Here is a 22,759-nt window from a genome sequence, read left to right as displayed (position 1 = left end):
CGCGCCTTACGAACACCCTAGGCTACAGGCCGAGGAACAGCTCGTGGATGCGGGTGTCGTCGGTGAGTTCGGGGTGGAACGCGGTGGCGATGATGTTGCCCTGGCGCAGGGCGACCGGATGCCCGTCGACCTGCGTTTCGACGCGCGCCTCGGGTCCGGCCGAGACCACGTACGGCCCGCGGATGAAGACGAGCGGGAATCCTTCGATGCGTTCCGGGTCCCCGGGCGCGCCGAAGTCGGCGGTCGCCTCGAAACTGCCGAGCTGGCGCCCATATGCGTTGCGGCGTACGACGGCGTCGAGCGCGCCGAAATAGACGTTCGGGTCGTTGTCGAGCCTGCGGGCGAGCAGGATCATGCCGGCGCAGGTGCCGAACACCGGTTTGCCGGCCTTGATGTGCGCGTCGATCCGCTCGAACAGGCCGGTGGAGTGCAACAGCTTGCCCTGCGTGGTGGATTCGCCGCCGGGCAGGATCACCCGGTCGATGGAGTCGTCGAAGTCCTCGGCGGCGCGCAGCAGCTTCCACGGGGCGCCGAGACGGTCGAGGACGGCGGCGTGTTCGGCGAACGCACCCTGGACGGCGAGAATGCCGGTGACGCCGTGGCGTGCGGTCTCGGCGTCGTCGGACTCCTCCTTGGAGATGTATTGGACGGCTACGACCATGATGGGACTCCCGGAATCACTCGCCGCGGGCGGCCATGATGGTCTGGATCTCGTCCTCGTTGATGCCGACCATCGCCTCGCCGAGGTTCTCGGAGAGCTTGGCGAGCAGGTCGGCGTCCTGCCAGTTTGCGGTCGCCTTGACGATGGCGGCGGCGCGCTTGGCCGGGTCTCCGGACTTGAAGATGCCGGAGCCGACGAAGACGCCTTCGGCGCCGAGCTCCATCATCAGGGCCGCGTCGGCCGGGGTGGCGACGCCGCCGGCGGCGAAGTTGACGACCGGGAGACGGCCGTTGTCGTGCACGTACTTGGCGAGGTCGTAGGGCACGGCGAGCTGCTTGGCCGCCTCGTAGACCTCGTCGGCGCGCAGTCCCACGAGCTCGCGGATCTGCTTGTTCATCGTGCGCATGTGACGTACGGCCTGAATCACGTCGCCGGTGCCCGGCTCGCCCTTGGTGCGGATCATCGCCGCGCCTTCGGCGATGCGGCGCAGGGCCTCGCCGAGGTTCTTCGCGCCGCACACGAACGGCACGTCGAACTGGTTCTTGTCGATGTGGTAGACGTCGTCGGCCGGGGAGAGCACTTCGGATTCGTCGATGTAGTCGATGTCGATGGCCTGCAGGATCCGGGCCTCGGCGATATGGCCGATGCGGACCTTGGCCATGACCGGGATGGAGACGGCCTCCTGGATGCCCTTGATCATCGCCGGGTCGCTCATGCGGGAGACGCCTCCGGCGGCGCGGATGTCGGCCGGGATGCGTTCCAGCGCCATGACCGCGCAGGCGCCGGCGTCCTGGGCGATCTTCGCCTGTTCGGGCGTGGTCACGTCCATGATCACGCCGCCCTTGAGCATCTGGGCAAGGTTGCGGTTGAGTTCGACACGGTTCTGCGTCATGGTGTTCGGTGTCCCTTCGTGTGAGGTGATGATCGGACGGGATCGTCGCCGCGCGTTGCCGTGGTCGACGTCCGTCGGCGTTCATTATCGAACGCGGAAGCACGCACCCACCCGAGCCGGTCCAATTTGGACCAGACCAATCAGGGATTTCCTCACCCAGCCAATCCGGCTTCGGCCATGCAATCCAGCCATGCGACCGGCCACGCGGCCAGGCCGGCCGTCACCCGATGTTGTTGCCGTAGACCTGGGCCTGAAGGTCCTTGCGAGAGGTCTCGAGCTTGGTGATCTCGCCGAGGAGGGCGATCTTCTCCTCGCCGTCCGGGAGCATCGCCATGCGGCGGCGGGCGGCGCCGATGCGGCGCATGAGCCCCATGTCGAGCAGTTTGGCGAGCAGTTCGTTGGCGTACTGGAGCTCGGCCTTGGAGGGGGCGCGCAGCTGCGCGTCGGCGGCCGGGACGTCCTGGCCGGCTCCGCCTCCCTGACCGGTCCTGCCGTCGGCGGGCAACGGCAGCGGCATGACGGCGAGCTCGTTGATGACCGGTTCGAGCATCGGCCCGCCCGCCTTGGTGAGGTTGTGCATCCACAGACCCTGCGGAGTCTCGTTCGACGGCAGCCCGCCGGCCGCGGCGATCGCCTGGTAGAGCGTGCGGAACACCGGCGTCATGAAGTTCGCGAGCGTCAGCGCCTCGAACCAGTTGTGGTCGACGGCGCGCGGCACCTGGATGAGCATCGCCATGAACTGCTGTTCGGCGATGAACACGGCGTCGTCGATGCGGAAGTACGTCTGTTCGGCCGCATCCCGGTGCTCGATCTCACGCCGGCGGGCCGGGTTCATGTACGGATCGCCGGCACCGCCGCGCTCCTCGCCGCGCGCGAACGCGCCCGAACCGCCGCCCGCTCCCCCGAACCTGCGGCGCGGCGCGTACGCATCATCCTCGCGCACATGCTGCCGACGACGAGCCGTGTTGACTTCGCGGCGCATGATGTCGAGATCCACGCCGATGCGGCGCGTGGCCTTACGCGTGTAGATGTCGAGCAACGAACGGTCGCGGATCTGCGCGACCAACGGCGCCACGGCCTTGACCGCACCCATCTGGCCGGTGGTGTACGTGGTGTCGAACCGGCCGATCGCCGCGTCGATGACGAAGTCGTACAACGGCTTCGCGTTCGCCACGAGCGAGCGCACCGCCTCGTCGCCTCGTTCGATCCTCAGGTCGCACGGGTCGAGGTTGTCGTCGGCGACGGCGACGAACGTCTGCGACAGGAACGCCGAGTCGAGGCCGAACGCGTGCAGCGCCGCCTTCTGCCCGGCGGCGTCGCCGTCGAACGTGAACACGATGCGCGAACTCAACGGCTGCCCCTCGACCTTCAACGGCCCCACCAGCTGGACCGCGCCGAGCGAATCGTCGGCGATGAGACGCCGCACGATCTTCGCATGCTCGGCGCCGAACGCGGTGCCGCACGTCGCGATCGCCGTGTCCACGCCGGCCAGATGCATGGCCATCACGTCCGTGTAGCCCTCGACGATGACGACCTGGCGCTTCTTGACGATCGCCTTCTTCGCGAGGTCGATGCCGTAGAGCACCTGGTTCTTGCGGTAGAGCGCCGTGTCCGGCGTGTTGATGTACTTCGCGGCGATCGTGTCGTCCTCGTACAGCTTGCGCGCGCCGAAGCCGAGCGTGCGGCCGGTCGAATCGCGGATCGGCCAGGTGACCCGCCCGCGGAAGTAGTCGTAGACGCCGCGCTGGCCCTGACGGGCCAGTCCCGCGTCGAGCATCTCCTGCTGCGTGAAGCCCTTGGACGCGAGGTGCCGCACGAGGTTGTCCCAGCCCTGCGGCGCGTAGCCGCAGCCGAAGCGTTCGCAGTCGGCCTGGCTGAACGTGCGTCCGCCGAGGAGCTTACGCGCGGCGAGCGCCTCCTTGGTCATGATCTGCGAGACGAAGAAGCGTTGCGCCTCCTCGTTCGCTTCGAGGAGGCGGGCGCGTTTCGAACCGGAGTGTCCTTCCGCACGTCCGTTGCCCGTGTTCTCGTAGTGCAGTTCGATGTGGTATTTGTCGGCGAGCAGCTGGACGGCCTCGCGGAAGTCGATGTTCTCCTGCTGTTCGACGAATTTGAACACGTCGCCGCCGAGTCCGCAGCCGAAGCAGTGCCAGACGCCGAGCGCGGGGCGCACGTTGAAGCTGCCGGTCTTCTCGTCGTGGAACGGGCAGAGCCCCACGTACGTGCCGGTGCCCGAGGGCTTCAGCGACACGGATGCGGATACGATGTCGTACAGGTCCGCGGCTGCGCGCACCTTCTCCACGTCTTCCTTCTTGATCATTCCGGCCATGACACACTACCCTACCGCCTGGCGTGGGATGCCGGAACAACTCGCCCGTCGCCGTGCCGGACCCGCGCCGCACCCACGCGGGCGTGTGGCGACGGGTTCAGAACAGGATGGAGTGGAGGGCGAGCGCGGAGGAGTCGGTGAGGGAGGCGACCTGGTCGACGGCGACGCGCAGGCGCTCGTCGTCGTTGGCGGCGTTCTCCCAGTCCTCGAGGAACTGCGCCTCGAGGATGTCGGAAGGGTGGGGCGAGCCGTCCATGAGCACGTCGACGAGATCCGTCACGATGCGGCGTTCCCGCTCGTGCAGCGGCTCCTTCTCACCGGGCGCCATGACGAAATACACGGCCACGCCCTTCAATGCGACGATCTCGTATGCGGTGTCCTCGGGGATGACGACGTTCGCGGAGTACCGGGTGAGCGGGCCGGAGCCGTATGTGTCCCTCGTGGCCTCCTCGACGCTCCATGCGAACCGTCCGATGAGGTCGGAGGTGATGTTCTTGAGCTGTGCGAGCGCGGTTCTGGATCCGTTGAAATGCTCGGGGAACATGTCGAGACGTCTGAGCCGCAGGAGCGCGGCGACGAGCTTGTCCTCCTGCCATTGCGGGCCGTACCATTCGCGCGCGGAGACGGCGATGCGGTCGACGATGCGCGCGTCGCGCAGGACGATGGGCTCGAACGCGCCGGTGGCGATGGCGTCCTCCACGTCATGCACGGAGTAGGCGATGTCGTCGGACAGGTCCATGATCTGGCATTCCATGGGTTTCGCCTCATGGGGCGCACCGGTCTTCAGCCAACGGAAGACGGGTTCGTCGTCCGGGTACACGCAGTATTTCAGGCTGCGCTCCCCTTTGGGGTGTTGCGCTGCCTCGGCGAGGGTCCACGGGTATTTGACGGCCGCGTCGAGCGAGGCACGCGTGAGGTTGACTCCGGCGGAGCGGCCGTCCGGGTGGAACACCTTCGGTTCGAGTCTGGTGAGGAGGCGCAGGGTCTGCGCGTTGCCTTCGAATCCGCCGATGTGCGCGGCGATGCGTGCGAGCTCACGTTCGCCGTTGTGTCCGAAGGGCGGGTGGCCGAGGTCGTGGGAGAGGCATGCGCAGTCGACGACGTCGGGGTCGCAGCCGAGGAGTTTGCCGATCTGGCGTCCGATCTGCGCCACTTCGAGCGTGTGGGTGAGACGCGTGCGGGCGAAGTCGTCGGTGCCGGCGACGAGGATCTGGCTTTTGGCGCCGAGCCTGCGCAGCGCGGACGAGTGGATGAGGCGGGCCCTGTCGCGCTCGAACGCGGTGCGCGCGGCCGATTTGGGAGGTTCCGGCGCCCAGCGCTCCTCATCGGAGGCGGCGTACCCCTCCCCCGCCGGTATGCGTTCGACCGGTCGTGTCTGTTCCATAGGCGACTCCCCTCGCCCACAGCCTATCAGTCGCGCGGAACCTCTCCGACGTCGTCCCGGCTGTCCTGCCGTTCGTGCTGCTGCAGCTGCTGGAGCTCGGCGACCTCGTGTTCGAGTTCGGCGATGCGGCGGACCTGTTGCGCGATGAGCAGGTCGCGCAGGTCGCGCCTGCCGTTGCGCACGCGGAGTTTGGGAACGAAGGTGCGTTCCTCGGTATGGTCGTCGTTCCGGTCGGCATGCGGTTCGGTTCCGGCACGCTCGTCGCCGTCAAGGTATTGACCGCGCCAACGGGCTATGCACCGTTCGATGCGTTTGTACCCGATGAGCGACGAGTCGAGGCCGTTGTCATGGAAGATGCGGGCGGGCGAGTCGCCCGCGGCGTAGCGTCGGATGCATTCGCGCTTGAACGCCTCCGTGTAGCGGATGCGGCCGTTGGATACGCGGTCCACGGCCGGCAGGGACCTGAGGTATGCGACCTCCTCGTTCGTGAACTCACCGACTTCCACGACGACCTCCTTTCCCGGGTCATGACACATGCGATGGGTTCGATGCATCCGTTATATCGAACAGATGTTCGAAACGGGCGATATCTACCGCTTGCCATCAAGCGGCGTGTCGCCATATGGAACGGGCGCGCCGGCCGCGCAATACGACCGGCGCGCCCCATTTGTTGTTGGGGATTGAGCCTCACCCGGCCATGCGACGGGCATGGTCCGGAGGAGTCGGCATCATGCTCACGCGTTGAGCGCGCGCTTGGTGTTGCGGCTCTTGGCGAACACGGTGGCCGCCGCGCCGGCGAGCAGGCCGGCGAGCACGACGAACAGGGCGATGCCCGCGGCGCCGGTCTTCGGCAGCTCGGTCACGTTCTTCACGTTGAGGACTGTGGCGGTGGTCTTGTCGGCGGGAATGGTGACGAGACCGTACAGGTCGTCGGCCTTCCCCTTGGTGACCGTCGGGTTGCCGTTCTCGTCGATCCGCACGGTGAAGTTGGCCTTGACGGACTGCATGTAGCCCTCGGCCGGCTTCTGCTCACGGACCACGTATCCCCACGCCTTCAGGCCCTCGACCTTCACGACGCCGCTCTTCGGGGTGCGCAGCCTGGTGGTGTATTCACCGACCTTGACGTCCTTGTCCTCACGGTTGACGGACGGGTCCGTGTAGTCGGACTCCTTCTTGTCTGCGGCGCGCACGTATTCGCCTTCGCCGACCTTCTTGAACACGAGCGCGTTGCCGATGCCGTCCCCGGAATAGACGACGTCGAAGTACGCGCCCTCGACGCCGGCGCCCTTGGCGTCCACCTTGGTGAACTGGAACTTGCCGAGCGTGGTGGTCACGGTCTTGCCGCCGGATTCGGTGCCGCCGTTGTGGCTGACGGTCGCGGTGTTGGTGACCTTGTCCAGGGCGTCGCCGTTGACCAGAGCGGTGTAGGCGAGCGTGATGGTCTTGCCGTCGTTGCCGGCCACGTTGTCCAGCGTGACCGTGGTCGTGGTCTGCCCGGTCGTGGCGTCCACGGTCGGGCCGGAGAGCGTGTAGTCGGTGCCCGCCGTGAGCGCGGTCTCGTTGCCGTCGAGCTTGCCGTTCGAGTTCTCGTCGTAGAACACCTTGATGCTGTCCGCGTTCACGGTCAGGCCCTTGGAGGCGACGTCCTTGATCGCAAACGTGTAGGTCTCGTATCCGGTGGTGTTCGGCACCTTGCCGGAGACCGCGTAGCTGAGTTTCTGGCCGACCTCGGCGGTGTTGTCGGCCGCGCTGCCGTCGACCTTCTTGTCCGGCGTCGGGGCGACGTCCGGCTTCACATCCGCCACACCGAGCTTCTGCTCGGTCGCCGGGGTCGCGTCCGTGTCGAACAGGGACGTGTACACGGTGCCGTTAGCGTCCTTCAGCGCTGTGGCGACCAGCAGGTTCGTGCCGTTGCTGTCGGTGACGAAGTACCAGCCGGCGGCGGGGACGGTGGCGGCCTGGCCGAGCGTCAGCGGAGTGCCGGTGACGGACGGCTCGTCGGATCCGAGCTTCGTAGGCACCTGCAGCGCCTTCACGAAGGCACGCAGCTTCGCGCCGTCCTTGACGGTGTCCAGCCGGGCGATGGCGTACAGATTGTTCGGCGCGTCGCCTTTCTCGATCTGCGCGGCCGTCATGGCGTCGGAGATCTTCAGATCCCACTGGCTGCCGTCGACGGGTTCGAGCCCCACGGAGGTGAGACGACCCTGATCGTCCACCACGGCATCCGTGTACGAGGCGATCCGGTACGCGGTATACGTGTTGTTCTCGGCCTTGTCGTCGACCTTGTTCAGCGTGATGGTCGGCTGGTACGTGTCATCCAGCGTGACCTCCGCCGCATTCGCGGTGGCCGCGCCCAACGCGAAACCACCCAGCAGGGTCGCCGCCGCGGCGACGCCTGCGAAAAGCTTCCTCAACTGCATGAGAAAACCCTCTCTTCCTTACCTATTCTCCGTGCCCCGACCGAAGCCGTCGGCACGATTGATTGTTCTTGCAATCGCGGAGGCTCCGGCCCCTTCCGGAGCCTTCACGATCCGCAAATCCTTCTGTTGCCGCTGAACACTCAGGCCATGAGGCCCTTGCGCTTGCGGTATTCGTTGGCGACGAGCGCTCCTGCGGCCGCGACGATCGCGGCGATGCCGCCGAACACGAGCCAGTCGCGCGCGCTCATGCCACCGGTGAACGGCAGCACGGAGACCGGCGGAACGAACGTGTTCACGAACGTGGGCGCCTTGCCGATGATGCCGTCGCCGTCCGTGTCGTTCCCCGTGACGTCGCCGTAGGTGACGACCGCATCGAGCCCACCGTCAGCATCGGTGACGACGACCTTGACGGCGTACCCGTCAGTGCCGTTGGTCTTGCCGGTGTCGTACCGCCAGCCGTCCGCCGGATCGGCGGTGTCCTCCTTGAGCCGGAACGTATAGGTGCCGGCCTTGGTGAACGTGAGTTCGGGCAGGGCACCTGCGGTGGCGGTGCCGTCCTGCCGCAGACCGACCGTCTGCGTGGCGCCGGCTTTGATGGCTCCCGTCGTGTGCGCGGTCAGCTGCCTGACGGTGTCATTGCCGGACGCCGTGGCGCATGCGGACCAGTCGAGGCCGGTGGCGTCGCACTTGGCGAGCTTCCTGGGCGCGGTGGCGCCGGGGACGGTCACGTCGCCGGTCACGTCATCGGTGCGGATGAGCGTGAACGTGAAGTTCCTGCCGTTCTCGCCGGACCAGTCGCCGCCCTGCACCTGCTTGTCCAGCTGGATGCGGGCGTGCGCGTCGGTGGTCTCGTCGGCCACGCGGATGATGGTGGAGCCGGTGAACAGCGCGGACGCGTCCGTGAGGTCGGCGGGGGCCTTGCAGCCGTCGGGCGTCGTGGATTTCGCCGGGCAGGGCGTCACCTTGACGTCGGTGAAGCCGTCCTCGGATGCGAATGTGGTTTCGAGCAGCGTCTGGTTGGCGTACCGGTTCCAACCCTTGTCGAGGGCGAAGTAGCCGTATTTGAGCAGGGGGATGTCCGCCGTGTCGCCGTAGCCGTACTGGAAGTGGCGCAGCGATTCCTCGGTGGTCGGCGCGTCGGTCCAGGTGAGCGTGCCGTCGGCCCCTTGCGTGCCGGATTGTTTGATGCCGTTGACGTACTGCAGCGGATCGTCGCCGCCGTCGCCGGCCCATTGGGTCATGGTGCGCACGAGCGTGCCGACGCCCACGTTGACGCTGACGTCGTCCTTGGCTCCGGATGCGACCTGATGCATCGTGCCGTCGGCATCCCGCGTGTAGGCGGTGGCGTCGGCGTGCACACCGGTCGCGTCGACGACGACCTTGGTCCAGTGTTCGTTGACCCGGTAGCCCTTCGGCGCCGCGGTCTCCTCCACCCAGTAGGCCTTGCCGGTCTCCAGCAGAGTATTGTCGTTCGCTTCGGGGAAGCTGACCGCGCCTTCCAGGCTGAGACGTCCATCGGCGACCTTCTGATCGGTGGTCTGCTTTTCGGCGAGCGGCTTGGTTGCGGGTGCGCCGTTCTCGTCGGCGTACAGGGCGAAGGTCGCCTGGCTGTCGGAGGTTCCCGGTGTGCCGGCCTTGACGGCCACGCCGTTCTCGTCGGTCTTCTGTACGACGAGGATGTTCCGGATATTCGGCACCTGGATTTCGGTGGCGTATTTGCGGTCGTAGCCTTCGCTGTCCAACCGGAGCATGCCGGAGGTGTCCGTGCCGTCCTTGTTTTGGAGCACGTCGTTCGGGATGTAGTAGTAGCCGATGGCGTAATGCACCGGATCGCCCTGTTGCGCGGCGTAGTAGTATTCGCCGATTTCGCCGGGCAGGTCCTCCACGTCGGCCATCCACTGGTTGCTGGAGTTCGGGGCGAACGTGTTGTAGGCGTCGCCGTGTTTGGCGTAGTTGCTTTGCGCGGCCTTGAGCACGCCGGCGAAGCCTTCGCCGGTCTGTGTCCATCCGTCGACGGCGTCGCCGGTGACCGCCTGCCAGCATTCCTTCGCGTCGCTCACGCTCTTGCAGGCGGTGCCGTTGAAGCGCATGGGCACGGCGACGAGGCTGCCGTCTTTCAGCATGGTGCTGGTGATCTCGGTCTTGCCGGAGCCACCCGCGCGTTCGCCGGTGACGCGCCCGTCCGTGATGGTGGTCTGCACGCGCGGCGTGGCGATGGCGCCGGTTGCGAACCGGTTGTTCGACACCGCGTACACGTTGTGGGCGTCGGTGGCGTCCTGTCTGAGTTCCAGTTGGATGTCCTTCACCGGACGGTAGCCCTGCGGGGTCTGCGCCTCCCTCAGCACGTAGTGGTGGCTCTTCGCGTACAGCTGGCTCAGGGTGATGTTCCTGCCGGAGGCGTCGACGAAGGTGAACTGGCCTTGTTCGTCGGTGGAGCCGGTCGCCGTGGGCGCGGCGCCGTCCACGACGGCGTAGTTCCCGTCCGCCTGGTAGAGGTCGAAGAGTACGCCGGGGATCGGGGTGCCGGTCTGGTCGATCTTCACCACGTCGCTTTGCGGGATGGTGCGCAGATTGAACTTGAGCATCATGTTCGACTGGTCGTTGCCGCGTTCGAGGTAGAAGAACCGGAGCGTGTGCTGCGTGTCGTCCCCGTAGACGTACTTGCCGTTCGAGGCGCGCTTCCAGCCGGCGTCCGCGCTGAAGTCGGTGACGCCGGCGTTGCGGTACATCTGTTCGAGGGTGGTGGTGTTGCCGCCGACGGTCACTTCGCCGGTGGCGAAGTCGATCTTGCCTTCGGCACGGCCGTGGCGTCCGCCGATGTCGAGGACGAGCGTGTCGTCGATGTACACCCATACGTCGTCGTCGCCGGAGAATTCGAACGTCGTGTCCTTGTCTCCGGTCAGACCGTTCGTCGGCTGGGTGAACGGCACGGTCATGGACAGGCCGAAGCTGTGGTTGAGTCCGCCGCAGTCGGTGAGCTTGTCCGGGTTGCAGCCGTGGGCGAGCAAGTCCTGCACGGCGGGGCTGATCGAACCGTTGTTGAGCGGGAAGAATCCGAGGCTGTTCGCGTCCGAGGCCTTGGTCTCGGTCCATGAGTAGTTGCCGTTGGCGTCCTTGGCGTCCGAGAGCCGGGCGTGCGTGTTGCGGCTGTCGTACGTGTAGTAGCCGTCGGTCATCTGGAACAGGTTGGCGTTGACCGGATAGTTGGTCTTGTAGCAGGTGATCTCGTCCTGCGTGCAGGCGGTGTTCCTGTCCGCCCCATTGAACAGGTAGGCGAGCGAATCGGTGGCGCCGTTCGTCACGTCCCCGGTGTTGAGCGTCTGTCCGTCGGCGGTGACGATGTCGCGGCTTCCGGCGAGCCGCGGGTATCCGTCATTCCCCAGAGTGGGGTCGACGATGCCTTGACGTACGGCGCTGCTGCCGTCCTTCGCGGGGACCGAGCCGACGCCCTGCTTGGCGGAGGCGTTCATCCACGGCGTGTAGTTGCGTCCGCCGGAGATCGTGTCCCACGCGTATTGGGAGAACTTCAGCGCGCCCTGGTTGATGCCGGAGTCGCGGTGATTGCCGGCGTCGGCGTTGATCTGCCGGAAGTCGAAGCCGTAGTCCTCTTTGTATTGGTTCAGCTGTTCGAGGGTGCCGTCGTGCTCGCCGGGGTTGTCCCAGTCGTATCCCCAGTAGTCGTTGAACGTCATGGTGGCGCCGGCGGGCGCCTTCGTGGCGATTGCGGAACCGTCCTGCGCCGCGGCCTGCGCGGCGGAGGAGGCGCCCTTCCCCGCCTGTGCCGCCATGGCGGTGGCGCCCACTCCGGCCGCGGTGCCGATCATGGCGAGCGTGGCCACCAGTGCGCCCGTCCTTCTCATCATGTCCTGCAGACCTGTGCTCGTTCGCATTGCCGTTTGCATCTCTTCCCGCATTCCCATGCGTCCGTGTCTCGGTTCCCTCCGACCCCGGAACCCCCTACCACGGGGCAAACAGCACCATCCCGGAATCTTCCGTACGCACGTATCGTATCCATTGAAAACTGCGGATTACAGCCCCCCAAAGCCCCTTTCGGGCACCACAATGCCCCCTCCATCATCCCCCATCCACAGTATAGATAGGGGGCCTGCCACGTCCCCACGTATGAGGGGAACTATGAGATACGCCACATCATCCGGATCGGTATCCGGCGTGGCGGCCATGTCCGGCCTTCGGTACGGCGCGGACCGCTTTGTCCGGCGACGTTCATCGGATACGAGAAGGGGCCTTCCGGCGAACCGGAAGGCCCCGATGCGGCGCGAGCGGCGGAGGCGACGTCACAGCAGCGTGGACGCGTCCAGCTTGGCGAGGTCCGCGGGCGGCAGCACCTCGGCGGCGTGCTCGTACAGGCGCGGGATGCGGTTCCTCAGGCAGGTGAAGATCTCGTAGCTGATGGTGTCCGCGGCGCGGGCCCAGTCGTCGGCGGTCGGCTCGGCGAACTCCTCGCCGCGGCCCGGACCGAACAGCTCCACGGTGTCGCCCTCGTGGACGCCCAGCGCGGCGGCGGAACCGTGCAGGTCGAGGATGAACTGGTCCATGCACACGCGGCCGGACACGCGGTACAGCTTCGGTCCTTCGGTGGTCATCACGCGCACCGGCCCGCCCGGCTTCTCCACGTGCTTGGCGCCCTGCATGTCGAAGCCGGAGGCGGAGCGGTGGATGCCGTCCGCGTAGCCGAGCGGCACGATCGCGGTGGAGGTGTCGTCGGGCGTCAGATACGTGCGGCCGTAGGAGATGCCGTGGCCGGCCTCCACGTCCTTGACGGTGCCGAGCTGCGCCTGCAGGCGCATCGCCGGCTTCAGCTCATAGCGGGAGGGCGTGCCCATCGCCGGATCCGGCTCATAGCCGTACAGGCCGATGCCCGGGCGCGTGAGCTCGAAGTGGATCTCCGGGCGGGACAGCGTGGCGGCCGTGTTGGCGAGGTGACGGATCTCCGGCGGGATGCCGGCGGCCTCCATGCGGCGCGTGAAGTCCTTGAAGTTCTCGATCTGACGGTCGGTGGAGGCGACGAACTCGGGCACGTCCGGGCTGTCCGCCACGGCGAGGTGGCTCCATTGGCCCACGATGTGCAGCACGCCCTCCTTGGCGAGGGGCACGAGCTTGGCGAGCGCCGCGTCGAACCCTTCCGGGGTGAAACCGTTGCGGCCGAAGCCGGAATCGACCTTCACGTGCACGCGGGCGGTTCTGCCGAGCCTGCGGGCCGCGGCGGCGACGGCGTCGATGCCGGGCAGGGAGCCGACGGACACGTCGATGTCGTTGGCGATGAGCTCGTCGAACGGCACTTCCGCACCGTTGTAGACCCAGGTGAGGATGTGGCAGCGGTCGGGGCCGATGCCGAGCTTTCTCAGCAGCAGCGCCTCATGCGACTGCGCGGTGCCGAGCCAGGTGGCGCCGCCGGCGAGCGCGGCGAGCGCGGAGGGCAGCAGGCCGTGGCCGTAGGCGTCGGCCTTGACGACGCCCATCACGGCGGTGCCGGAGTCCGGTCCGCCCACCACATGCACCAGATGCGTCATGTTATCCCGCATGGCCTTGAGGTCCACGATGGCCTGCGCCGGGTAGCGGCGGCGCGCGGCCGCATAGTTGGCTTTGCCTTGTTCCCCGGAGAAATCGATGCCGGGGGCTGCGTTCATAGTCATGAGGCCCTATTCTTGCTCGGCTTGGTGACGAGACGGTAACCGGGCCCACATTGCGGCCGTCCGGCGGACGGCGGCGCCATCGTCCACCGACGTCGTGTTCCATGGGAGAAGACGCATCGTGAGACGCACGCCCTCGCTTCTCCCGCGTGGCACGTATACTTTCCCCTTACACGGTTCGCTTGCCGTTCTCCCGCTCGTAACCTGCGGAGGCAACAATCAACCGTATTGTTCAGACTCCCGGCGTTGAGGCGTGTCGGGGTCCCGGAATTCCGTCCGGTCAAGCCCATTCCACTAATTCATGAGAGAAGACCATGAATCTGTTCCGTAAGAAAACGGTGGATCAGCTTGTCGCCGATTCCACCCCGCTCAAGCGCACGATGCGCACCTTCGACCTGACGATGCTCGGCATCGGCGCGATCATCGGCACCGGCATCTTCGTGCTGACCGGCAAGGGTGCCCTGACCGCGGGCCCGGCCCTGTCCGTGTCGTTCCTGCTCGCCGCGATCTGCTGCGGTTTCGCCGGCCTGTGCTACGCCGAGTTCGCTTCGATGGCGCCCGTGTCCGGCTCCGCCTACTCATACGCGTATCTGGCGTTCGGCGAGCTCATCGCGTTCGTCATCGGCTGGAATCTGATCCTCGAGTACGCGCTGCAGGCGGCCACCGTGTCCGCCGGGTGGGCCGGCTACTTCAACAAGCTGCTCGAAGAGTTCGGCCTGAGCCTGCCGGTCGAATTGACCGCCGCGTACGGCACCACGCCCGGGGTCACCACCTACTTCAACCTGCCCGGCTTCGTGGTCGTGCTGCTCATCACCTGGATCCTGTCCATCGGCATCAACCAGACGAAGAAGACCAACGACATCATGGTCATGATCAAGCTCGCGATCATCGCGCTGTTCATCATCTGCGCCATCTGGTACGTCAAGCCGTCCAACTGGCAGCCGTTCTCCCCGTACGGCATCTACACGTTCCAGCCCGGGTCCACCCAGCCGTACGGCATCCTGCCGGCCGCGTCGATCGTGTTCTTCAGCTTCATCGGCTTCGACGCCGTCTCCTCCTCCGCCGAGGAGACCGTCGAACCGAACAAAACGCTGCCGCGCGGCATCCTGCTCTCGCTCGCCGTCTCCACGGTGATCTACATCATCATGACGCTGGTGATGACCGGCATCGTGCCCTACCAGGAGTTCGCGCAGTTCATCGACGCGCCGGTCGCCGGCGTGATCCTGTACACCGGCATGAACTGGCTCGCCGTGATCGTCAACATCGGCGCGCTGGTCGGCATGACCACGGTGATGCTCGTCCAGCTGTACGGCCAGTCCCGCATCTGCTATGCGATGGGCCGTGACGGCCTGTTCCCGAAGTTCTTCAGCGAGGTGCACCCGAAGCACCGCACGCCGTTCAAGGGCACCTGGTTCTTCGGCATCCTCACCGCGATCGCCGGCGGCTTCATCAACATCAACATCCTGTTCGAGCTGGTGAACATCGGCACGCTGTCCGCGTTCATCATCGTCTCCGCCGGCGTGCTGTGGATGAGGAAGACGGCCCCGGACGCGCATCGCGGGTTCAAGGCTCCGGGCGTGCCGGTGGTGCCCGCGCTGTCCATCATCTTCTGCCTAGTGTTCATCGCCGGCCTCAACTGGGAGACCTGGGTGCGCTTCGCGATCTGGCTGGCCATCGGTCTGGCCGTCTACTTCGGCTACAGCCGCAGGCACTCCAAGCTCGAGGGCGTGGACGACGCCGGCACCCCGCAGGTCGCCGCGACGAAGGCCGAATAGCCGCCACGTCCGCCCGATACGACGAAGCCCCTCGATTCCTTGCAAGGGATCGAGGGGCTTTTCCGTGTATTCAGGGCAACGCGGATGACGCTCCGTTTTTTATTCCGATGCCCCTACCATTCGTGCCGCTGGTAGGCGATGCGCGTAGTGTCCGTGGGCCGGTCGATGAGCTGGATGAGCCCGCAGCGCGCGAAACCGGCCGTCTCGAGCACATGCTGCATGGCCTTGTTGTTGGGGTGGGTGTCGGCGCGCACGTTGCCGTGGTGCTTGAGCGCCCACATGATGCATTCGCGGGCCGCGTGCCTGACCAGTCCGGACGAGGCAATGCGGTGGATGGTCACATAGGAGTCGCCGTCCAGCCAGGCGCCCTCGATGTGCCGGTAGGTGGGGTCCTCACCCGGGCATACGGCGAATTGGGCGAGGATGCGCTCGTGTCCGTTGAGCGTGTCGACGAGCAGCATGGTGCGGTGGTTGGCGATGTCGTCCCTGACGACCTCCTCGCGGGGGAACGTGGTGCCCCACTGGGTGGGGTTGCCGTTGCGGGCCATGAGCTCCCGCGCATGCGCGTAGATCTTGAGCATCTGGGGGAAGTCGCGCATGGTGGCATGGCGGAAATGCCGGGAGGACGTATTGGAGACCACGGTTCACCTCACGGTAGGCGGAATTGTTGTGACTGACCGGCTACGCTACCACGTCCGCCCCACAAACGCCGGGGCATGGCCTCGCGATCCGGCCGGGAATGTGTTTCGGCCCTCCCGTCCGTGCGGCGGGAGGGCCGAAACCGATGGCGGGACGGGAATCGTCAGTGGGTGGCGATCTCGTCGACCTTGGTGACGTGTCCGCCGAACTGGGCCCTCAGGGCGGTGACGACGCGCAGGATGTCGTCGGCGGCGCCGCGCGAATCCTGGCGCTGCCACAGGGCGGCGGCCGTGGTGGGCGTGGGCACGCCGAGTTCGAGCGCCGCCTCGATCATCCACTTGGCCTCGCCGGATTCGTTGGCGACGGCGGGCACGCCCTTAAGTTCGGGGTCGTCCTTGGTGGCGTTCTCGAACAGGTCGAGCAGCCAGCTGGCCACGACGGAGCCGGACCTCCAGGAGACCATGGTCTTGGCGGGGTCGGTCACGTATTCGCTGCGCATCATGGTGGCGAAGCCTTCGCCGAACGCCTGCATCATGCCATATTCGATGCCGTTGTGCACCATCTTGGCGAAATGGCCGCCGCCGACGGGCCCGGCGTGCACGAGCCCGTATTCGCCTTCCGGCTTGAGGCTTTCGAAGATGGGCAGCACGGTCTCGTAGTCCTTGTCGTCGCCGCCGATCATGAGCGCGTAGCCACGTTCGGCGCCCCACACGCCGCCGGAGACGCCGCAGTCGAGGAAACCGATGCCGTGTTCGGCGAGGGCGGCGGCGTGGTCGCGGTCCTCGGTGTACTTGGAGTTGCCGCCGTCGACGACGATGTCGCCGGCCTCGAGCAGTTCGCCGAGCTTCGCGATCGTGGTTTCGGTGGGGGTGCCGGCGGGGACCATGACCCAGACGACGCGGGGGGCGACGAGCGCGGCGACGAGCGCCTCGAGGGAGTCGACGTCGCGTCCGGAGTCCGGATTCATGTCGAAGCCGACGATCTCGTGGCCGTCCTCCCTCAGCCGCTTGACCATGTTGCCGCCCATGCGGCCGAGTCCGATCATTCCCATCTGCATTTCAGGTACCTTCTTTTCGCTGTGATGTGCTGTTGTGTTGGATGCGTGCGGTTGCGACCGTCCGCAACGGTACGGCGTCGCACCCGTTCGACGGTTGTTTGTTGCGGCTTGTTGTCGCGGCACGTCAGAGGTTGAGTGCGCCGGCGACGGCCGCGGCCTCCTGGTCGGGGGTGCCCAAGCCGATATGCACGTCGACGTGCGTCTCGTCGGCGCCCGGCTCCTCGAGGATGTCGAACTGGCTCTGGAGCATGCTCGGCTTCATGAAGTGGTTCTCGCGGGTGGACAGGCGCGCCAGCACCTCGTCGAACGTGCCCTTCATGTAGACGAACACGACGCCCGGGCGGCGCAGCTTGTCGCGGTAGGCCTTCTTGAGCGCCGAGCAGGTGACGACGGCGGGTTCGCCGGCGGCGATGCGGTCGTCGATCCATGCGGCGAGGGTGTCGAGCCACGGCCAGCGGTCCTCGTCCGTGAGGGGGTGCCCCGCGGCCATCTTGTCGATGTTGGCCTGCGGGTGGAAGTCGTCGGCTTCGGCGTACTTCATGCCGTAGTGGTCGGTGAGGTGGGTGGCGACGGTGCTTTTGCCGCAGCCGCACACGCCCATGAGGACGATGATCGGCTTGGTGCGGTCGAAGTAGCCGTTCGGGACGGTGTTCTCGACGATGATGGGTGCGGTGGTCATGTTGGTTGTTCCTTCGTTGGGATGCGGATGATGGACGATCGGCGGGTTCGCGCTTCGGAGGGTCAGACGAGCGGCACGAAGATGCTGCAGATCATGACGAGGGCGAGCACGACGACGGACAGCAGGCATTCGAGCACGGTCCACGTCTTGAACGTCTCGCCGACCTCGAGGCCGAAGTATTCCTTGATGAGCCAGAAGCCGGCGTCGTTGACGTGGGAGAGGAACACGGAGCCGGCGCCGATGGCGATGACGAGCAGCGCGATGGCGGGGGCGGCCACGCCCATCTGGTCGACGACGGGTCCCAGGATGCCGGCGGTGGTGATGATGGCGACGGTGGCGGAGCCGGTGGCGACGCGGACGAACGCGGCGATGACCCAGGCGAGCAGGAAGATGGAGATGGAGGAGCTTTCGACGAACCTGCCGATGACGTCGCCGATGCCGGTGTCGACAAGGACGCCCTTGTAGCCGCCGCCGGCGCCGACGATGAGGAGGATGCCGGCGATCGGGGGCAACGCGGCCTTGAGGGAGTCGTTGACGGCCTTCCAGGACATATGGGTGGCGTGGCCGAGCACGAGCATCGCGAAGATGACGGCGACGGCGAGCGCGATGGCGGGCTTGCCGAAGAAGGCGAGGACCTGCGCGTAGACGGCGTCGGAGCCGGCCTGGTCGGGGGCGGCGATCTCGAAGATGGCGTTGCCGAGCATAAGGATGGCGGGCATGAGGATGCACAGCACGGACAGGGCGAACGGAGGCTTGGAGGTCACGGGGTCGCCGTCGGCGTCGACGCGGCCCTTGCCGGTCTCGAAGTTCTCGGGGGCGCCGACGGGCACCCACTGGGCGGCGAACTTGGAGAAGAGCGGGCCGACGAGCGCGGCGGTGATCACGGCGATGGGCAGGCCGAACATCATGGTGATGCCGACGGAGCCGTTCTTGAAGCAGCTCAGGGCGGCGAGCGGTCCGGGCTGCGGCGGCATGCAGGCGTGCATCACCGAAAGCCCCGCCAGCGTGGGGATGGCGACGCGCATGAGCGGCAGCTTGGAGCGGCGGGTGATGAGGATGATGACGGGCACGAGCACGACGAGGCCGACCTCGAAGAACATCGGCAGGCCGATGAGCGCGCCGATCAGGGCCATGGTCCACGGGATCATGCGCGTGGAGGTCTTGGCGAGGAGTGTGTCGACGATGCTGTCCGCGGCGCCGGTGTCCCTGAGCACGCGGCCGAGCATGGCGCCGAGGCCGACGAGGATGCCGACGGAGGCCATCGTGGAGCCGAAGGTGGTGGAGAAGCTTTCCACGGTGGCGACCGGACCGTAGCCGGAGCCGATGCCGACGACGAGCGCGGAGAGGAGCAGGGAGACGAACGGGTGCAGCTTGGCGACGGTGACCAGCAGGATCAGGACGACGATGCTGGCGACCACGCTGATGCCGAGCTGGGTGCCGTTGAGCTTGACCGCCGTATCGGCCGCGGCAAGAATCATGGTATTCATAATCCATCTCTTCTTTGAGTCGTGGTATTGGATGACGAAACTGTGTCATCCAATCTGTTTTGTATGTTGCAATAAAATATAACGTCTTGATTTGGAATACGCAATACGATTTATTGCCGGCGTGTCGAATATGTATGCCATAAACACGAATCGTGCGATACTTATCCTATGAATACGGAGATGAAGGATAAGGGGACCGACGGCACGGGCACGGCGGGAGCGGACGAACGATCCCTACACGACCGGCTGCTGGACGAATGGGGCACGGCCATCGTCGATGGCGTCATCGCCCCCGGCGAACGCCTCCCCGAGCCGGAACTGGACGGCGAGAACCCCTCGCGCACCGTCACGCGCGAGGCGACGCGCGTGCTCGAATCGATGGGACTCGTCACCGTCCGGCGCAAGGCCGGCGCCACCGTCAATCCGATTCGGGAATGGAACATGTTCGACCCGCAGGTGGTGCGCTGGCGACTGTCCGGACGCTACCGCCTCGAAGCCCTGCACGAGCTGTCCCAACTGCGGTCCGCCATCGAACCGCTGGCCGCACGCCTCGCCGCCGCGCACGCCACCAGCGAACAGTGGGCGGCGCTCACCGAAGCCGCCATCGGCATGGTCTCCCACTCGAACCACGCCGACGAACCGGAATACCTGGAGGCGGACAGCCTCTTCCACCGCACGCTGGTGGAGGCGAGCGGCAACCTCATGATCGCGGACCTGGCCGACGTCGTCGTCGCCACGCTCGAAGGACGCACACGGCACGAACTCATGCCGAAGACCGCGAACCAGGAGGCGCTCGACCTGCACAGCGAGGTCGCGGCGCTCGTCCGCAAAGGCGACGGTGCCGGCGCCGAAGCCGCCATGCGCCGCATCGTCGGCGAGGCGGACGACGCCATCACGCGCATCGCACGCGAATAGGCGCATCCGCGGAAACCGCCGCCGCATCGCGGCGGAACGCAACAGGGCCGTCCCCACGGGGACGGCCCTGCACATCGCATATCACAGGAAACGGCTCAGACGACCTTGCGGACAAACGGATCGGAGCTGATGCCCTTGGCGAGGATGTCCTTGCACCACTCCTTCGCCGTGAACAGGCTGTGGTCGCGGTAGTTGCCGCAGCTCTCGATCGTGGTGGCGGGCACGTCGTCCCACGTGGCCTGGTAGGCGATGAACTCCAGAGACTCCTTCAACGCCTTGGCGACCTCCTCGGTGGGATGCTCGCCCCAGGTGAGCAGGTGGAAGCCGGTGCGGCATCCGAACGGCGAGCAGTCGATGTAGCCGTTGATGCGCTCGCGCAGCAGCACGGCGATCGTGTGCTCAATGGTGTGCAGGCCGGCCGTCGGGATCGCGTTCTCGTTCGGCTGGACGAGACGCAGGTCGTAGTTGGAGATGACGTCGCCGTGCGGCCCCTTCTCCGTGTCGATATAGCGCACGTACGGCGCCTTCACCTTCGTGTGGTCCAGCTGGAAGCTCTCGACGACGGGCTTCTCCTTGGTTTCCTCGGCCATTTGTTGTCCCCCTTAGCGTTATGCGGAATGACGGATACCATAATAGACGGTAGTCCCCAGAGGAAAGGGACGAGGAAAGGGGATCGACATGCGGTTCTGCATGGAATGCGGTCACGAGCTGGAGCCGGGCACCCGGTTCTGCACGGAATGCGGTGCACCGGTCACGGAGGATCCGGACCGGACGCAGCCCGACGGGACTCTCCCCGACGGACCTCTCCCCAACGGCATACCTCCCGTCCCGATGCCCGACGCCCCGCTCCCCGGGCCGCTTCCCTCTCCCACGCCGGTGCCGACCGCCGCAAAACCCAAACGCATGTGGACCGTCATCACGGCCATCGTCGCGGCGGTGGCCCTCGTCGCGGCGCTCGTGTTCGCGTTCACCGTCGGCCGCGACTTCTTCACCGGCGCCACCCCGCCCACATCATCGGCGTCGTCGGACACCGGCACGTCGTCAGGCAACGGCACGACCGGCTCCAAGACCAAGAAGAAGACGAAGACCAACACCAAGTCCAAGGCGACCGCCAAACCGGACGCGAAATCGCTCTCGTCGATCACCAGCAAATACTCGTCGACCGACGTCTCGGTCTCGGCGATGTTCCTCGGCGACGGCACGTCGTCCACGACCGGCGCCGACTATTCCGCGGACGACATCGCCAATACGGCCGCGGCACGCACGAAGTTCGTCTCCGCAGGCCTGTACCTGCCGGTGTACGTCGCCGCCCGCTCGAACGGCGGGGACGCCTTCGCCGAAGCGCAGTCCATGATGTCGACGATGAGCAACGACGACGCGAACCAGGCGATCGCCGACCTCGGCGGCTTCGACGCGGTCAACCAATGGCTCTCGTCCCACGGATACGACGACACGACCCTCGGCCGGAACTACGGCGACGTGGCGGCCAGCGACGCCGGCTACGAGAACTACAGCTCCACCTATGACGCGGTGCGCATGCTCGCGGCGGTGGACGCCGACGGCGCATCGGACCTCATGAACGTCGACGTCGCGTCCGAAGGCGTGGCCATCCCCACCGACATGACCGTCCACGCCCACCGCGGCCAAGGCATCAAGAACACGTGGAACTACTTCGCCGTCGTCACCACCCCGCACGGCAAGGCGGCGGTCGCGCTCGCCACGCAGAACCAGGGCAAGGAGACGGCCGCGAAGATCATGGGCGAGGTCCTCGCCGACATCGACTCGCAGCTCGCCAAGGCGGACGAATGACGGACGGACGGCAGTCCCGCATGACACGCGCCCAGGCACGCGCCGAGGCAAGGCGACGGGCGCGGAACCGCCGCATCCTCGCCGCGGCCATCGCCGTCGTGCTCGCCGCCGCACTGGTGTTCCTCGGCACGCTCGCCTATCCACGGATCACGGGAGGCGCCTCGGCGCGGGACGGCGCCGCATCCGGGACATCGGCCGCGTCCGCCGCATCGAAGGACATGGAGGACACAACGACGGCGAACACGGGCGGAGACGTCGCAAGAGCCAAACCCCCGGAGCCGAACCACGGCCGGACGCGCGTCGAAGCGGCCAGACAGGCGGCCGAAACAGCCATCGGACAGTATCCCGGCACATGGTCGGTCCACGTGGTCGACCTGGAGAGCGGCCTCGAAAGCGCGGCCGGCTCCGACCAGCCGATGGTCGCCGCCTCGCTCATCAAGCTGTACATCATGCTCGCCGTGTTCGACGGCATCAATCAAGGCACGATCGCCGACGGCGCGACCATCGACGCGGACCTCACGCAGATGATCACGGTGAGCTCGAACGACGCGGCCAACCGGCTGCTCGCCGTCATCGGCGGCACAAGCGGCACCGGAGGCACGGGCGGCACGGCGCAGGCGATCGCGACCGTGACCGACACCGCCGCACGCTACGGGTTCACGGACACGAAGGAGCTGCGCGCCCTGACCGGCGCCGCCTCGGGCAACACGGTGGAGAACTGGACGTCGGCGCGCGACTGCGCCCTGTTCCTCGTCAAGGCGTACCGCGGCGAACTGGTGTCGCAGGACGCGAGCAAGCGGATGACCGACCTGCTGCTCGGCCAGACCCGCCGCACCAAGATCCCGGCGGGCGTGCCGGCCGGCGTGCAGGTGGCGAACAAGACCGGCGAGCTCGCGGCAGTGCAGAACGACGTCGCCATCGTCTACGCCCCGCACCCGTACGTGTTCGCCGTGATGGCGAACGACGTGGACGAGTCGGCGGCCGGACGGATCGCGTCGCTCTCGGCCGCCGTGTATCAGGCGTTCGCAGGGTAGCGGTCCAGCCTGTACCACCCGCCGCAG

At 66.6% G+C, this 22,759-nt stretch carries 17 protein-coding genes and 1 pseudogene; 5 read left to right on the top strand and 13 right to left on the bottom strand.

The window, feature by feature from the left end; translation table 11 throughout:
* Positions 1-22: 22 nt before the first annotated feature.
* The 8 genes from pdxT to alr all read right to left on the bottom strand — a co-directional run bounded on the left by pdxT (position 23) and on the right by alr (position 13,340).
* On the bottom strand, positions 23-661 hold the full coding sequence (gene pdxT, locus KIH78_RS07170; protein ID WP_219131803.1) for a pyridoxal 5'-phosphate synthase glutaminase subunit PdxT: 639 nt from the start codon (positions 659-661) through the stop codon (positions 23-25).
* Between the two features lie 16 nt (positions 662-677).
* A complete protein-coding gene (gene pdxS / locus KIH78_RS07165) occupies positions 678-1,553 on the bottom strand; it encodes a pyridoxal 5'-phosphate synthase lyase subunit PdxS (RefSeq protein WP_219131802.1) in 876 nt (291 codons plus the stop codon).
* A gap of 220 nt (positions 1,554-1,773) precedes the next feature.
* The gene (dnaG, locus tag KIH78_RS07160; RefSeq protein WP_219131801.1) at positions 1,774-3,882 is read right to left on the bottom strand and encodes a DNA primase; all 2,109 of its coding nucleotides are present in this window, start codon (positions 3,880-3,882) and stop codon (positions 1,774-1,776) included.
* Between the two features lie 97 nt (positions 3,883-3,979).
* Positions 3,980-5,266 carry a deoxyguanosinetriphosphate triphosphohydrolase gene (locus KIH78_RS07155; protein ID WP_219131800.1) on the bottom strand — a complete coding sequence of 429 codons (1,287 nt, stop codon included), beginning with the start codon at positions 5,264-5,266 and terminating at the stop codon, positions 3,980-3,982.
* 26 nt (positions 5,267-5,292) lie between these two features.
* Positions 5,293-5,772 carry a hypothetical protein gene (locus KIH78_RS07150; RefSeq protein WP_214312713.1) on the bottom strand — a complete coding sequence of 160 codons (480 nt, stop codon included), beginning with the start codon at positions 5,770-5,772 and terminating at the stop codon, positions 5,293-5,295.
* Positions 5,773-6,000: 228 nt separating this feature from the next.
* Positions 6,001-7,686, bottom strand: coding sequence for an isopeptide-forming domain-containing fimbrial protein (locus KIH78_RS07145; protein ID WP_219131799.1), 1,686 nt, complete (start codon positions 7,684-7,686; stop codon positions 6,001-6,003).
* A 140-nt stretch (positions 7,687-7,826) separates the two neighbouring features.
* Complete coding sequence (locus KIH78_RS07140) at positions 7,827-11,576, bottom strand: fibro-slime domain-containing protein (protein ID WP_219131798.1); 3,750 nt, start codon at positions 11,574-11,576, stop codon at positions 7,827-7,829.
* 405 nt (positions 11,577-11,981) lie between these two features.
* Positions 11,982-13,340, bottom strand: coding sequence for an alanine racemase (alr, locus tag KIH78_RS07135; protein ID WP_219131797.1), 1,359 nt, complete (start codon positions 13,338-13,340; stop codon positions 11,982-11,984).
* Between the two features lie 311 nt (positions 13,341-13,651).
* Here alr and KIH78_RS07130 point away from each other — a divergent pair, with 311 nt between their 5' ends.
* Positions 13,652-15,112 carry an amino acid permease gene (locus KIH78_RS07130; protein ID WP_219131796.1) on the top strand — a complete coding sequence of 487 codons (1,461 nt, stop codon included), beginning with the start codon at positions 13,652-13,654 and terminating at the stop codon, positions 15,110-15,112.
* Between the two features lie 113 nt (positions 15,113-15,225).
* Here KIH78_RS07130 and KIH78_RS07125 read toward each other — a convergent pair whose 3' ends face one another.
* From KIH78_RS07125 to KIH78_RS07110, 4 genes are all read right to left on the bottom strand, one after another.
* Entirely contained in the window at positions 15,226-15,711 is a 486-nt protein-coding gene (locus KIH78_RS07125; RefSeq protein ID WP_214312919.1) for a GNAT family N-acetyltransferase, read from the bottom strand.
* Positions 15,712-15,914: 203 nt separating this feature from the next.
* Positions 15,915-16,808 carry a phosphogluconate dehydrogenase (NAD(+)-dependent, decarboxylating) gene (gnd, locus tag KIH78_RS07120; RefSeq protein ID WP_219131795.1) on the bottom strand — a complete coding sequence of 298 codons (894 nt, stop codon included), beginning with the start codon at positions 16,806-16,808 and terminating at the stop codon, positions 15,915-15,917.
* Between the two features lie 124 nt (positions 16,809-16,932).
* The gene (locus KIH78_RS07115) at positions 16,933-17,487 is read right to left on the bottom strand and encodes a gluconokinase (RefSeq protein ID WP_236034491.1); all 555 of its coding nucleotides are present in this window, start codon (positions 17,485-17,487) and stop codon (positions 16,933-16,935) included.
* Between the two features lie 62 nt (positions 17,488-17,549).
* Positions 17,550-18,974 carry a GntP family permease gene (locus tag KIH78_RS07110; RefSeq protein WP_219131794.1) on the bottom strand — a complete coding sequence of 475 codons (1,425 nt, stop codon included), beginning with the start codon at positions 18,972-18,974 and terminating at the stop codon, positions 17,550-17,552.
* Between the two features lie 180 nt (positions 18,975-19,154).
* Between KIH78_RS07110 and KIH78_RS07105 the strand changes: the two genes are divergently transcribed.
* A complete protein-coding gene (locus KIH78_RS07105) occupies positions 19,155-19,889 on the top strand; it encodes a FadR/GntR family transcriptional regulator (protein WP_219131793.1) in 735 nt (244 codons plus the stop codon).
* A 95-nt stretch (positions 19,890-19,984) separates the two neighbouring features.
* Here KIH78_RS07105 and KIH78_RS07100 read toward each other — a convergent pair whose 3' ends face one another.
* A complete protein-coding gene (locus tag KIH78_RS07100) occupies positions 19,985-20,479 on the bottom strand; it encodes an S-ribosylhomocysteine lyase (protein WP_214312756.1) in 495 nt (164 codons plus the stop codon).
* Between the two features lie 88 nt (positions 20,480-20,567).
* Here KIH78_RS07100 and KIH78_RS10880 point away from each other — a divergent pair.
* The 3 genes and pseudogenes from KIH78_RS10880 to KIH78_RS07085 all read left to right on the top strand — a co-directional run.
* Positions 20,568-20,636: pseudogene (locus KIH78_RS10880) on the top strand (zinc-ribbon domain-containing protein); the annotation flags it as partial.
* 156 nt (positions 20,637-20,792) lie between these two features.
* Positions 20,793-21,698 carry a serine hydrolase gene (locus tag KIH78_RS07090; protein WP_219131821.1) on the top strand — a complete coding sequence of 302 codons (906 nt, stop codon included), beginning with the start codon at positions 20,793-20,795 and terminating at the stop codon, positions 21,696-21,698.
* A complete protein-coding gene (locus KIH78_RS07085) occupies positions 21,695-22,732 on the top strand; it encodes a serine hydrolase (RefSeq protein WP_236034490.1) in 1,038 nt (345 codons plus the stop codon). Before KIH78_RS07090 ends, KIH78_RS07085 begins: the two co-directional genes overlap by 4 nt.
* The last annotated feature ends 27 nt before the right edge of the window (positions 22,733-22,759 follow it).

It is taken from the genome of Bifidobacterium saguinibicoloris, assembly GCF_019331725.1.
In the GTDB taxonomy this organism is placed as follows: Bacteria; Actinomycetota; Actinomycetes; order Actinomycetales; family Bifidobacteriaceae; genus Bifidobacterium; species Bifidobacterium saguinibicoloris.
The sequence above is the reverse complement of the archived record's forward strand: the minus strand, read 5'-3'. Positions and strand labels throughout refer to the sequence as shown.